We start from the raw sequence: 13,384 nt of genomic DNA, 5'->3' as shown, positions 1-13,384 counted from the left end.
AAATGTAAGCGCTGCAGTCGCTTGTATTTATTGTAGAATCGCTGCTCCCGGAAGCCTATAGGACGTTTTTTCGTTTCCTGTACGATTTTTCGATCAATCCGTTTTCTTTAAGTGCAAGTTCAGCTAGGGACTGAGGAGCGCAGCGTACGTATTGGGTACGTGAGCACCGGAAGGCCCGGCTGAATTCAAGATTCGACGTCGATTCCGCTCCCTGAAACTACTTCGTCATGGGAAGACGACTTTTTGAGCATCCTCTTTAAGGCTTTCGGTACGGGATAACCAACTTTACCCGCGTCCCCAGATCCGGAACGGATTCGATGCTGATGCCGTAACGGCTGCCGTAAAGCAGCTTGACCCGCTTCTCGACGTTCCTGATCCCGATGTTGGAGGAGTTTTCAACCAGCACCTCCTCGAGGCGCTCCGGCGTGATCCCGCGGCCGTTGTCCTCCACGCAGAACTCGATATCTTCCTCCTGCCGACGCCCGTAGATCGTAATCAGTCCGCCGCTCTCCATGTCTCCAAATCCGTGAATGATCGCATTTTCCACCAGTGGTTGCAGGAACAGCTTCGGTACGCTGGCTTCCATCAGCTCCGGCTCGATGTCGAAGTCAACCCGGAAACGGTGTTCGTAACGGTTGGACATGATGACGATATAATCCCTCAGCCAGCCGATGTCCGCAGAAAGCGGCATCGAATCCTTACGGTTGTCCGTCGTGTAATGCAGCATGCGCGACAAACTGACCAGCATTTTGCCGACCTGTTCCTTCTCCCCGTAAATGACCGTCCAGTTGATAATATTCAGCGTATTGTACAGAAAATGGGGGTTAAGTTGAATGTTAAGCACCATGATTTCCGTTTCGCGCTCCCTTAGTTTGACTACATAATTTTCTTCGATCAGTTGTTTAACTTTCTCGTTCATACTGTTGAACTTCATCAGCACATGCCCAAGCTCATCTTTCCCATCCACTTTTATTTTGGCGTTGAAGTCGCCGCCCCCTACCCGTTTGATCGCAAGCAGCAGCTTGCTTAACGGCGAGGAAATCCGCATGGAAATCAAATAGGCAAACAACAGCGATAACAGCAGCAGCGATGCGCCCAGCGTTATAATGAAAAAGGTGATCGTTTGTCCAATGTCCTTCGTTAGCGCACTGGGTGGAATCAGCACGGCTGAGGTCCATCCCGTGATCCCGGAAACCGCGTAACAGGCGATCATCCGTTTTCCGTCCACCGTAACGTAGGAAGCCCCGGCGCCGCGGCTTTGCTGGTCGGCCAGCCAGGGAATGGACAGCTTGCCTCCGACGAGTTCCGTTTTCGTATGAGAAATGATCGTGCCGTCGTCGCTGGCCACCACAAATACCGCGCCTTGGATCGGAACGCTGCCCCTGAAAATGTCGGCATAGACATCGTCCCGAAAATTCATCACGAGAATCGGCTTCTCCGTCCCTTCCCCGGCCCGCACGATCGCATCATTACGAACGCAGGATGGATTCATCTGCCGGACGGCGGAAAATAAATAGCGGTATTCGATGTCGGCGCCGGCCAGATCCGGCAATTGGTGCATTCGACTGTATTCGTAGGTCGGCACCCAGACGATCCTCCCTTTTTGCTCGGCCGCCCGCCTGTACAACTCGGAATCGTAAAAATGATCGGGCGGATACGTATTTCGCGCCTTGCTGCCGTAAACAAAAGGCCGGGTCACAAGCTCTATCGAATACAGATCCCTGGATTGCGAAAAATAGCGGCTCAAAATTTCCGTAACCCGTTTATTTGTCGCTAGCAGTTCACTTTCGACCGGGGCGGGGCGGTTGAAAATTTGAAACAATTCGCATTCCACCATCAGGGAAAGACTGTCGTCCTCGATGATTTTCAGCCGTTCGTCGATGATCTGGTTGTTTTTTTGCACGATTTCCGTCACGTTATCCCGGGCAAGCTTGAGCATCATATTTTTGCTTGCATAATAGGATCCTGTTCCCAACGTGGCGAGGGGCAGCGTGATCAGCACGATGTAGGATACAATCAGTTTGTTTTTAAGTCTCATGGCGTCACCTATAGCAGGTCTTTCTTGCGGAATTCCTCCGGTGATAGGCCGGTTTCACGCTTGAAGATCCGGGTAAAGTATCCTGCATCCTTGAAGCCCACGCTGAGGGCGATCTCCGAAATCTTCCAGGTCCCGTCCTTCAGCATTTCCTTGGCTTTGTCCATTCTGATCTGAAGCAAATACTCGGTAAACGTCATGGACGTGTGCGATTTAAAGAGACTGCTGAAATAGGCCGGACTGAAAAAGAACCGCCTTGCTACCGTTTCAAGCGAGAGATCCTCCATGTAATGTTCCGCCAGATAAGTCCGGCACAGCTCGATAATCCGCTCGTTTTTATGATTTTTCCGGTTCGCGATCCCGTCGATGATCCGGCCCATATACTCGGCCGCTTTCGACTGGAGTTCATCCAGCGTGGAACAAGCCGGAATCCGAAATTCCATCTCGGAAACGATATTGCCCGCTTCCTCCCTCCGCAATGAAGCTTCATTGGCCTTAACCAGGTTGACCAGCACATACAACATGCTGCGCTTGAACTGGGCCGGAGAAGGATAGCCGCCTTCCAGAAGGCGGCGCACCAACAATTCCAACGCCTCCAGCGCCTTGCCCCGATCCCCGCCAGCCACCGCGGCCGCGATGCCGAAATCGTCCGGCCCCCAGGGCAAAGAGGTTTTTAGTGGATTGTAAGCGATTTCACTTCTAACGACAAATTTTCCGTTCCCGCAATAAAACGTAAAGTCCAGCGCATTCAAAGCTTGCTTGAAGGAACGGGGAGCTTCGCGGTAGAGATCAACTACGCCGTCGCCCACGCCTATCGACAAGGTAAGCCCGAATTCCAGGCGAACCTGCTCGATAAATTCGGTTAACCGCTCAGCCTCCCTCTTCATCAGCCACTCCAAGGAATGCGCGGGTGTAATGACGGAGACAAGCATAGGCTCGTCTCCGTCCAGGTAAAAGGATAGGGTCGGACCGATCGGTTCGGCGACCTGGCCCATCCAGCCCTTGAGGCTGGCTTTGACTTCCTCGAATTCCTCGCCATGATATTTCTCATCGATCTCGGACTTGGAAAGCTTGGCGACAATGACATAACCGACCTGGCCCAGCGGGACCAACCGTTCGATTTCCAGAAGCTCGTCTTCATTCGCCGCCGAACGTACCCAGCGACTGAGCAAGTGCTGCTCGTAAACAGGGATAGCTGAATTCAGTTTTTCCTGGAGATTCGCTCCGTCTTGAAGGCTCATCCGCTCCTTCTCAATGGCGGTGTCCAGTTTGTTCAGCATCTCCGACATATCTCTCAATTCTAACGGTTTAAGCAAGTAATCGAACGCGCCTAGCTTAAGCGCCTGTCTGGCATAATCGAAGTGCCCGTACACGCTCAGGATGACGATTTTCATCGATTCGCTGCGTTCCCTTAAATTCTCGATCAACGTAAGGCCATCCATATTGGGCATACGAATATCCGTAAATATAATATCGATCCGGGTGTCCGTAGCGATGCGCAGGGCTTCTGCCCCGTCCTTGGCCATAAACAAACGATAATCCGGCCTGAGCGTCTTGATCATCTCCGCGATGCCGCGGCGATGGCGCGGCTCATCATCTACTATAAGCACGTGATACATCATTTTCTCCCCTTCCATGGCCAGAGTCCATTAAGGAACCACCAGCTTTATCTCATAGTGAATAAAAGAGAGGTCCCCAAAAAATCTATTAGGGAAAGCCCCCTGTTCATATTATTGTTGCAATGTCAGACGTCAAACTCTTACCTGCCATAATGAATTCATGCTTGCCTGCTACTAGCTTCAATACCTAGCGCAAGAGCGCCGTTTAATCCGGCATTATCACCCAAGCCTGGTGAGACAATATAATTCTCCAGATCGTCAAGAATGGCTGGGGATGCAACATATCCGTTTAAAAATTTGGCCACTTTCTTACGAATGAGCGGAAAAAGCTGTTTCTGATGCATGACCCCCCCGCCGAGAATCACTTTTTTCGGCGATAACAGCACAATCACCCCCGAAAGGGCCTGCGCCAGATAGTAAGCTTCCATATCCCATGCTTCATGATCGTCTGGCAATTCGTTTCCTTTCACTCCCCAGCGTTTTTCGATCGCAGGTCCGCTGGACATGCCCTCCAGGCAGTCGCCATGAAATGGACACGTCCCTTTAAAATCGTCCTTCGGATGCCGCCGGGTCAATACATGTCCACCTTCTGGATGGACCAGACCATGAACCAGATTGCCTTCCGCGTATACACCTACACCAACACCTGTCCCAATCGTATAGTAAACACAGCTATCCAATCCATTGGCAGCTCCCCACTTTACCTCACCGAACACCGCAGCATTCACGTCGGTATCGAAACCGATCGGAACAGGGAGATTTTGTTTCAAATACCCTACGAAGTCAAACCCCGTCCATCCCGGCTTGGGCGTCGTGGTAACTTGCCCATATGTGACGCTGGAACGATCCAGATCAAGCGGTCCGAAGGAGCCGACTCCAATTGCCTCAATGTCTTTGTCTCTAAAGTAAGCCACAGCCTGCTCAAGTGTCGGTTCGGGTAAATCCGTTGGAAAACTGATCCGGTCCAGAACTTCACCTTTCTCATTGCCAATCCCGCATATGAATTTTGTGCCTCCCGCTTCAATCGCACCAACCCTCATGTTTGTTCCTCCTGAATTGTAAATATTATCGAATATCATTCTACAACTTTGGCAAACGTTTTACTATTCCATTTTTAATAATTGGTAATATTTTTATATGATCATAATTAAACAAAGGTTTTGTAAACGTTGACAACAATAAAATCCGTGTTAATATATGTTTGTAAAACGTTTTACTAAATGGAGATGACGAGATGAAAAAAGTATTTTACAAACCGAAAGACGGATGGGTTGGAGATGTGATCCCTTTCTATGATCATGGAGAGTACAAGCTCTACTATCTCCATGATCAAAGAGTTGGTGGAGATTATGGGAATCATACGACATGGAACCTGATCACCACCAAAAACGGCTTGGATTTTGAAAATTATGGCGTAGTTTTGCCAAACGGTAGAGAAACCGAGCCGGACCGTAACGCATATACCGGTTCAGTGATCAAGGATCGAAACGGTAACTACCACCTTTTCTACACCGGTCATAATCCCAACCCTGAATTTTGCGTTGACGGAAAGCCCTTACAGGTTGTGTTGAAGGCTACCGGTACCGATGGAATCCATTGGACGAAAGATGAAGATTTTAAGCTTTATGGCGATGGAATCATCTATGAGCAATTCGATTGGCGTGATCCGTTTGTTTTTTTCAATGAAGAACGGCAAGAGTACTGGATGCTCGTCACCTCAAGACAAATGAATTCCTCTGAAAGAAGAGGCGGCTGCGTAGCCCTTCTTACATCCGATGATCTTGAAAACTGGCGTTATCGGGAGCCATTTTACAGTCCGGACAAATACATCACCATGGAATGCCCGGATTATTTCAAAATGGGAGACTGGCACTACTTGGTCTACTCGACGTTTAGCGAAAAGTTTGTGACACATTACAAAAAAAGCAAAACTATCGAGGGCGTATACTCTTCACCGATTCTTGACACCTTTGACGGCAGAGGCTTTTACGCCGCGAAGACGGCCACGGATGGCCAGCAAAGATATGCTTTCGGATGGGTTCCTTCCAAGCAGGGAGCAAGTGATTTTGGGGATTGGGAATGGGCTGGAACACTTGTCGTGCATGAGATTTATCAAAATAATGACGGCGATCTACTTGTTCGGATGCCTCAATCGGTTTATGAGCATTTTAATACTGAAGCAGACGTCATTCCAGAATCAGAGAAAAATTGCCGCCACAACGATGAAAGCGGATTCGAACTGGAGTCTCCCGATGGATTGGCTTACCGTGTATTTAATGAAGTGCCTTCCCAGGTTCTAGTCGAAGCAGCGTTTACGGATTGGAAAGATACAAAAGACTTCGGGATTGCGCTGCGAACCGACAAAGATCTTGATAAGGGTTATTTCATTAAATTCGATCCATTTCACAACCGTATCGCTTTTGATATGTGGCCAAGAACCGAACCCGGATTCTTTCAATGGCAAATCGCTGGTGACAAACCTCAGATGATCGAACTGGAAAGACCGTTCTCTTTCTCTGAACAGAACATGATCACGGTAAAAGTGATTTTGGAAGATGATATCTTATGTCTGTATGTAAACGACAAGATCGCGATGACCACGCGTGTCTATAACTTCAAAACTGGCCACCTCGGTTTTTTTGCTAACGAGGGCTCCGTTAAAGTTAGTAAGGTCAAGCTCAAGACAGCATCACTGCGTTAACCTGTTTCATTCAATTAAAGTCTCCTTAATAGAGACTTTAATTGAAAAAATAAAAAATGAAGGGGTATTCACATGACGACAAAAAAGAGAAAAATAACAACGGTTCTCTCGCTTATCGCAATCTTTTCATTAGTTGCAACCGCTCTCGCAGGTTGCGGCGGCTCGGAAAACAATAGTGCTGGAACTAACGGGGATAAAACGATTACATGGTTAACGGCCCGGCCGGAAAACGGAGCAATCATACAAACGGTTCGAGAACTGGCGGATCGCTATTCGGAGGATCATCCCGGATTCAAACTGGATATTCAAGTGACCGCTGACAGACCTTCCTACCTAACCAAATTAAGAACGCTAGTTGCTTCTGGAGAACTTCCTGATTTTATCGACACGGACGCCGATCCGTACGCCCAGGAACTGGCGGATGCCGGAATGCTCGTTGACATGAAGCAATTCCTGGAAGAGCAAGGTTTGTATGATCAGTTCTACGAACCAGCACTGAAATACCAGGAGCTGCCCGATGGTAGCCTGTACCTTCTCCCTTTGGAGTACCATCTGGAAATGACTTGGTACAACAAGAAAATATTTGAGGAAAATAATCTAACGGTTCCGAAAACGATCGATGACATGCTAACCATCAGCAAGGCGCTGAAGGACAAGGGCATTACTCCGATTGCGGTAGATGGTGTTGACGTCTGGCCTGTACTGCGTTACGCAGCTATGATCCCTTTCCGTACCACAGGAAATGAATTTGCACGAAATCTGAGTCAAGGTAAAGCCAAAATGGCCGACGACGTCGGCATGCAAACCGCGAATTTCGTATCCGAGATCGGGCAATACTTCCAGAAAGGGTTCGCCTCGACAGATTATACGACAGCCAAGAATATGTTCCTTAACGGCGAAGCCGCCATGTATCGTATGGGCACTTGGGAAATACCAGCCTTCGTAGACGAAAATTTACCGGAGCAACTCAAGGGCCAAGTGGATTATTTCTATCTACCGACCATCAACAATGCCAAAACACTGAATAACGAATTTTTCGGAAACAGCGGGATCGGACTGGCCGCCACGACCAGCAATTTCGACGAAACAACCAAGGACTTCCTTAGTTACGTCTTAAACAACTATAGCGATGTCTACGTAGCCAAGCAGCAGATGTCTCCGCTTAAATTCACGATTGAAGATGAGTCCAAGTACTCCGAACTATTCCTACGAATCAAAAAGGATATGGATAATTACGGTTCAGAGTTCGCCAAACCATGGGATACCTTGTTGGATGCCGATACCAACTCTGTCATGAGTGACTTGATCATCAAGCTGGCAATGGGGACAATTACGCCGGAAGACTTTTCCAAACAGATTGACGACGCCATTGCCCAAAACGCTGGCAACTAATCGTTGCTCGAAACATACTGTCATCCACCCGGGCCAACGTTGTCTCGGGTGGACCTCTCAATAAAAACTAATGGGGAGATTCACATGAATGTGCTCAAGGACAAGAAGGCATGGTTAATTTTCATCACGCCTGCTTTACTGTTTTATTTAGTAACTGTATTTGTTCCGATCATTCAATCACTGAATTATGGTTTTCAGGATTGGAACGGAATCAAGGACGCGAGTTATATCGGATTAGGCAACTATATTAAAATGTTCCAAGACCCCTATTTCTGGAATGCCGTTAAAAATAACTTGGTGTATGTTGTGATCGTCGTACTCATGCAGGTATTTATCGGGCTGTTTTTTGCTCTATTACTCTCGTACGTCAAAAAAGGAGCCAGCCTATTTAGAACTTTGTATTACTTGCCAGCAGTTGTGGTCACGGTTGCCATCGCTCAGATGTTTCGTAACTTTTATTCACTACAGCCACTAGGCCTACTCAACATGTTTCTAGAAGGGATCGGATTAGGACATTTGCAAAGCGCGTGGTTATCGGATCCGCACACCGCATTGATCGCAGTCTCCATTCCCGAAGGATGGCGTTTTACCGGGATGTACATGGTCATTTTCTACGCGGCCCTGATCGCGATCCCTAAAGAAGTAGAGGAAGCCGCAAAAATCGACGGCGTAAACGGATGGCAGTTGATCCGTCATATCAAATTACCGAGTATAAAGCATGTGCTCAGTTTGGCCCTCATCATGTGCACCACCGGGGCGCTAAGAGGTTTCGATATCCCTTATATCATTGGCGTACAAGGGTCAACAACTGAGTTGGTTACAACTTATATGTACAAAAAAGCGTTCACTAGTATTCAATATGGCTACGGAAGTGCAATCGCCGTATTTATCGTCATCGAAAGCCTACTGGCGGTACTCATTATCCGAGCTATATTCAATTCCAGGAAAGGAGAAGCTTAACATGCTATCCAGAAAAAAAGCTTTATCCTTCCTATTGTACTTTATCGTAATCGCAATCCTGGTTGTCCAAATCTACCCGGTTATCTGGCTGATGTTGTCCAGCTTCAAATCGAGCATCGAGCTAACGACAAAACCATTTTCGCTTCCGACGTTATGGTCATTCGACAACTATGCCGCTGTATTTCGAGATAGCAGCCTGCTGCTCTACATCAAAAACACGGCCATCGTTACGTTCAGTTGCCTGCTACTTATCGTCTTCTTAAGTTCTACAGCTGGCTTTGCTCTCGTCAAAATGCAGTCAAGGCTGAATTCAAAGTTGCTGCTATTCTTTACGATCGGAATCATGATTCCGATTCAGGTTACCTTAATCCCGCTTTTTATTATGTACAAAGAATCTGGGCTGCTGAACTCATATCTGGCGCTGATCCTTCCCCAAGTCGGATTTGCCCTGCCTCTATCGATATTGATCTTCACCAGCTTTTACCGATATGTACCCAATGAATTGATCGAAGCTGCCGTCATCGACGGATGTAATATTTATCAGGTCTTTTTCAAAATCATTTCTCCACTGACCATCAACACCACAATCACTGTTGCTTCCATCAATTTCATTTTCATTTGGAACGATTTTATTTTTTCAAACACGTTTACGAACGACAAACAATATAAAACCATCGCGGTCGGTCTTCAAGAGTTCATCGGTGCTTTCGGAGCAACCGATTGGGGACAGACGTTTGCGGCCATCTGCATCAGTATCATCCCGATCATCGTCACCTACTTGTTACTGAATAAATATGTGATGGCTGGCGTTTCCGACGGTGCTGTTAAAGGATAAGGAATAAAGGAGAGATAAACCATGCAATCGATGAATCAACTTTTTGGTAGAATGAAAGGAAAAAGCAGAGCGATTACGGCGGAGAATCCGCATGGCTTAAAAGGTGAAGGAGGCAAAGCAGCCGGCCCGCTTGGGGTTGCTCGCAAAGGTAAAGCTTTTATCTCGTTAGCCCAAGGCGAAACCGCCACACTCGTCGATATTGAAGGCACTGGCATCATTCAGCACATCTGGATGACCGTGACAGACCAAACCGAGACCGGTTGGTTCGTATTGCGTGACTTGGTATTGCGGATGTATTGGGACGATGAAAAATCCCCCTCTGTGGAAGCTCCGCTGGGCGATTTCTTTTGCAACGGCTTCGGCGCCAGAGCAATCGTCAATTCTTTGCCGATTGTCGTGAATCCGGTTGGTGGCATGAACAGTTACTTTGCGATGCCTTTCAAAAAAGCAGCCAGAGTAACTATAACGAATGAACATCCCCAAGAGATCGAGGCGTTTTTCTACCAGTTTGATTATATGCTTGTCGACGAACTCCCGGAGGATACGGAATATTTCCATGCCCAATTTCGCAGAGAAAATCCAACCCAGCTTGGGCAGGATTATACAATTATTGATGGAATAAAAGGAAGAGGGAAATATATCGGCACTTACATGGCCTGGACTTCCTTATCGCGTTACTGGTATGGTGAAGGGGAAGTGAAATTTTATCTCGACGGCGACCAAGAATGGCCTACCATCTGCGGGACTGGTGCGGAGGATTACTTCGGTGGTGCATGGGGCTTCGTGAAATACGATAACGGTAACCCGGTGCATGAACAAACCTACTCCACTCCCTTTATGGGTTTCCCGCACTTCCAAGTAACAGATAATACGAGATCGCATATTTACGATGGAGCTGCTTGCCCGATGCGCGGCTTCTATCGCTGGCATATTCTTGACCCCATTTTGTTTGAAGAGGATTTACGTGTCACCGTCCAACAGATCGGACATGACGGAAAGGCCTTATTTGAAAGAAGTGACGATGTGAGCTCCGTTTGCTATTGGTATCAGACCGAACCGCATCAAGCGTTTCCTACACTACCAGGTGTTCTGGAAAGACGCCCGCGCTAACCACAATAAAATCGCAATCATATAAGTAGAGGTATAGAAATGGCTAATAAAAGGGTTACTTTAGTTCAAGTCGCAAAAGATGCAGGAGTTTCTCCCGCAACGGTTTCCCATTTCCTGAACGGAAACTTTCAGAAAATGGGCTCGGAGACAAAAGAAAAAATCAGTCTTTCGATAACCAAGCTAGGTTACCAAGTGAACCCTGTTGCCAAAAGTCTCATCACGGGCAGAATGCACACAATTGGACTCGTTTTATCAGACAGTACGGACGACGGTTATTTTGAAGACTTATATTTCCTGCATTTTGCCCAAGTCATCAAACATCAATTAAAAGCGTTGGGATATAAGATTATTTTGCTGGACTTTGAAGAAATCTTCATGAATATCCAGATGGTCGATGGAATCATCGTCAAAGCGACCATGGATACGGAAAAATTCATGCCCAGGTTAATGAACCTTAACGTACCGGTCATTACAATCGGACGCCACAATTTATCTTACGGTGCGCACATGCTCCGCGTCGACGACTACCTAAGCGGTCAAACCGGCGTGAACCATTTATTATCCCGCGGCTATCAGAAATTGGTCATATTGACTTATCCGCATGGTCAAGTTCCCGGATTCGATGATCGGCTGAACGGAGCCAGCGAGGCTTTGCGGCAGAACGGCAAACTAACGACGGTGATTACAGGGGATATGACGGAAGCTTTCGGATACGATACCGTAGTTAACTTGGTCCAAAACAGCCAGCTGCCGCAAGCGTTGTTTTGCTTAAATGACATATCCGCCATCGGAGCCTTAAAAGCGTGCAAAGATTTGAACATTTCCATTCCGGATAAGCTCGCCGTATTGGGCGTCGACGATATGCCAACCGTCTCCGAACTGCTAAGCTTATCGACCATACGGCATCCTATCAACGAATTGGCTGAAGCCGCTGCCAAACTGATGATCAAATCGATCGAGTCTGACGGTCAGCGCATCGAACCTGTCGAAGAAGTATTTCCGACAGAACTAATGGTTCGGCGAACCAGCTAGTTGTTTTCTAGGAATGCAATCCGACAATTTTAATTCAAAAAGTCGAGCAGGGAAAGATAAGGTCACCTGCTCGACTTTTTCTATATTATCCTCGGGTCTCGATTTTAACATCGCTGAATTGAGCACTGCCCTGACTGACAAACAAGCCAAGCTTTCCTCGCGCGATATCATACATTCTGGAACTCATCGCTATGTTCTCATCCACGTAAATTTCACAAATCGATCCGTCCATGAAGACTTTGATTTCGTAAGGACGATCGGGAATAAGCTCTATCGGACGCTCCAGCTCTACCTCATACGGGAACGTCTTCCCTCCCTCTTCCGACTGCATAATCGCCCCCCGGAAGGTAAGGCGGTTTCGCTGCGGTTCCAGCGCGACATAATAGGCCGCATCCAAGGTGTCCTCGGTTCGGAGCATGAACCCAACGCCTTGCGTTTGTTCGGAGAATGAAACACTCGCGGATATTTTGCATTGATCTGGGAGATCCGCCCGGGTCGTGCAGCCAGCAAACCCATACGGCGTCTCGCAGGAGAGCGAGCGATCTGAATCGATCCACGCTCCCTCAACGCGGTTAAAACGCACGGGCACCGGTTCCTTAAATGCAGCATCGACTGTTCCAGGCACTTTGACACTAAGGGTACCATCCGGACGCTGAATGATTTCATGCACAACCAAATTCCCGCCCCAGTCCCAAGTGTCGTAATCCTTGCCAAGGGACTTCGGTGGATTCCAGCCAAATAAGTCGTCATTTTTCGTTGGATTCCAACCAAACAAGTAGCGTTTCTGTCCGTCAGTTACGGATTTAGCCGCATAGAAAGCCCGCCCGTCGAACGTATCTTCCTTCGGGGTAATCCAAGGGCCATTCAGACTACGACTCATTCGGTAAAAAGTCGCAAATCGTCCGGTATAAGAGGAGTAGACCAAATACCACCAATCCCCGATCCGAAACAAATCGGGGCATTCATGTGCTCCCACGTGCAGATTTGGCGCGTACATAGGCTCGCGATATTCCCAAGTTTTAAGATCCTTGGAAGACAGCAGCGCCGTGCATCCTTTTCGATTGGTTGGTCCTTTTGCCATCGCTGCGAGTAACATCCAGTATTGATCTTCCTCCTCATTCCAAAATACGAAGGGGTCGCGCCAATCAGAAAGTTCATAGATGCGGTCATCAGCGGCAAAGGTATCCTCGGGGATCGCCTCCCAAGTCTTGAAATCGCTGCTGATTGCATGGCAAACCAACTGCTTGCCTTCAGGGAATATACAATAGAACATATGGTAGATGCCGTCCACTTTCAGAATGTGACCAGTACCGCCTTCAATCTTGCAAGCTCCTTCTTCCCGATAGTTGACGAAATCCTTCGTTCCAACAAGATACCAGCCGTGATCAAGGCCCTCCCGATAATTATCCCGCCAACCGTGCAGGTAGAACAGCTTAAACTCTCCGTCTTCATAATAGGGAATAACATCCCCTACCCAGGCGTTCTCCGGTCGATAGAAAAATTCTTTCATCTTCATCCCTCCTAAAGGTTTAAGTGGCTTAATCGTTCATCCAAGGAAACGGGCATGTACGCATCGCTTGTGCCCGCTCCTGGTACCAGTAGACGGTGGCGGCATACAAACATTGGTTATTTAGCCCCCAATGATCCACTTTGTATTTCTCAATAAACCCCTCAAAAGAGCAGCAAGCGATTCAAGATCA

General features: G+C 47.8%; 10 protein-coding genes. 6 read left to right on the top strand and 4 right to left on the bottom strand.

The genetic code is table 11. From position 1 onward, the window contains the following. Window positions 1-256: 256 nt before the first annotated feature. From M1D70_RS13200 to M1D70_RS13190, 3 genes are all read right to left on the bottom strand, one after another. Entirely contained in the window at window positions 257-2,038 is a 1,782-nt protein-coding gene (locus tag M1D70_RS13200; RefSeq protein WP_456290073.1) for a cache domain-containing sensor histidine kinase, read from the bottom strand. 8 nt (window positions 2,039-2,046) lie between these two features. Then, a complete protein-coding gene (locus M1D70_RS13195; RefSeq protein WP_456290428.1) occupies window positions 2,047-3,654 on the bottom strand; it encodes a response regulator in 1,608 nt (535 codons plus the stop codon). Between the two features lie 158 nt (window positions 3,655-3,812). Further along, the gene (locus tag M1D70_RS13190; RefSeq protein ID WP_456290072.1) at window positions 3,813-4,694 is read right to left on the bottom strand and encodes an ROK family protein; all 882 of its coding nucleotides are present in this window, start codon (window positions 4,692-4,694) and stop codon (window positions 3,813-3,815) included. Between the two features lie 194 nt (window positions 4,695-4,888). On the opposite strand from M1D70_RS13190, the gene M1D70_RS13185 reads away from it, so the two are divergent. The 6 genes from M1D70_RS13185 (at window position 4,889) to M1D70_RS13160 (ending at window position 11,684) form a co-directional block, all read left to right on the top strand. After that, window positions 4,889-6,355, top strand: coding sequence for a GH32 C-terminal domain-containing protein (locus M1D70_RS13185; protein ID WP_456290071.1), 1,467 nt, complete (start codon window positions 4,889-4,891; stop codon window positions 6,353-6,355). Window positions 6,356-6,427: 72 nt separating this feature from the next. Next, complete coding sequence (locus M1D70_RS13180; RefSeq protein WP_456290070.1) at window positions 6,428-7,747, top strand: ABC transporter substrate-binding protein; 1,320 nt, start codon at window positions 6,428-6,430, stop codon at window positions 7,745-7,747. A gap of 84 nt (window positions 7,748-7,831) precedes the next feature. Next, complete coding sequence (locus M1D70_RS13175) at window positions 7,832-8,707, top strand: carbohydrate ABC transporter permease (RefSeq protein WP_456290069.1); 876 nt, start codon at window positions 7,832-7,834, stop codon at window positions 8,705-8,707. A gap of 1 nt (window position 8,708) precedes the next feature. Continuing rightward, window positions 8,709-9,542: a carbohydrate ABC transporter permease gene (locus M1D70_RS13170; RefSeq protein ID WP_456290068.1), complete on the top strand. Its 834-nt coding sequence runs from the start codon at window positions 8,709-8,711 to the stop codon at window positions 9,540-9,542. 21 nt (window positions 9,543-9,563) lie between these two features. Beyond that, window positions 9,564-10,652: a glycoside hydrolase family 172 protein gene (locus tag M1D70_RS13165; protein WP_456290067.1), complete on the top strand. Its 1,089-nt coding sequence runs from the start codon at window positions 9,564-9,566 to the stop codon at window positions 10,650-10,652. Between the two features lie 39 nt (window positions 10,653-10,691). Further along, a complete protein-coding gene (locus M1D70_RS13160) occupies window positions 10,692-11,684 on the top strand; it encodes a LacI family DNA-binding transcriptional regulator (protein WP_456290066.1) in 993 nt (330 codons plus the stop codon). An 85-nt stretch (window positions 11,685-11,769) separates the two neighbouring features. Here M1D70_RS13160 and M1D70_RS13155 read toward each other — a convergent pair whose 3' ends face one another. Beyond that, a complete protein-coding gene (locus M1D70_RS13155) occupies window positions 11,770-13,194 on the bottom strand; it encodes a GH32 C-terminal domain-containing protein (protein ID WP_456290065.1) in 1,425 nt (474 codons plus the stop codon). Window positions 13,195-13,384 lie beyond the last annotated feature (190 nt).

This window comes from Paenibacillus sp. AK002, assembly GCF_053903045.1.
Note: the sequence above shows the minus strand (reverse complement) of the source record. Positions and strands in the feature narration are given on the sequence as shown.

Bases quoted from the DNA above. Each gene is read 5' to 3' on its own strand.
- M1D70_RS13200 (WP_456290073.1), bottom strand. From the start codon at position 2,038: ATGAGACTTAAAAACAAACTGATTGTATCCTACATCGTGCTGATCACG.
- M1D70_RS13195 (WP_456290428.1), bottom strand. From the start codon at position 3,654: ATGTATCACGTGCTTATAGTAGATGATGAGCCGCGCCATCGCCGCGGC.
- M1D70_RS13190 (WP_456290072.1), bottom strand. From the start codon at position 4,694: ATGAGGGTTGGTGCGATTGAAGCGGGAGGCACAAAATTCATATGCGGG.
- M1D70_RS13185 (WP_456290071.1), top strand. From the start codon at position 4,889: ATGAAAAAAGTATTTTACAAACCGAAAGACGGATGGGTTGGAGATGTG.
- M1D70_RS13180 (WP_456290070.1), top strand. From the start codon at position 6,428: ATGACGACAAAAAAGAGAAAAATAACAACGGTTCTCTCGCTTATCGCA.
- M1D70_RS13175 (WP_456290069.1), top strand. From the start codon at position 7,832: ATGAATGTGCTCAAGGACAAGAAGGCATGGTTAATTTTCATCACGCCT.
- M1D70_RS13170 (WP_456290068.1), top strand. From the start codon at position 8,709: ATGCTATCCAGAAAAAAAGCTTTATCCTTCCTATTGTACTTTATCGTA.
- M1D70_RS13165 (WP_456290067.1), top strand. From the start codon at position 9,564: ATGCAATCGATGAATCAACTTTTTGGTAGAATGAAAGGAAAAAGCAGA.
- M1D70_RS13160 (WP_456290066.1), top strand. From the start codon at position 10,692: ATGGCTAATAAAAGGGTTACTTTAGTTCAAGTCGCAAAAGATGCAGGA.
- M1D70_RS13155 (WP_456290065.1), bottom strand. From the start codon at position 13,194: ATGAAAGAATTTTTCTATCGACCGGAGAACGCCTGGGTAGGGGATGTT.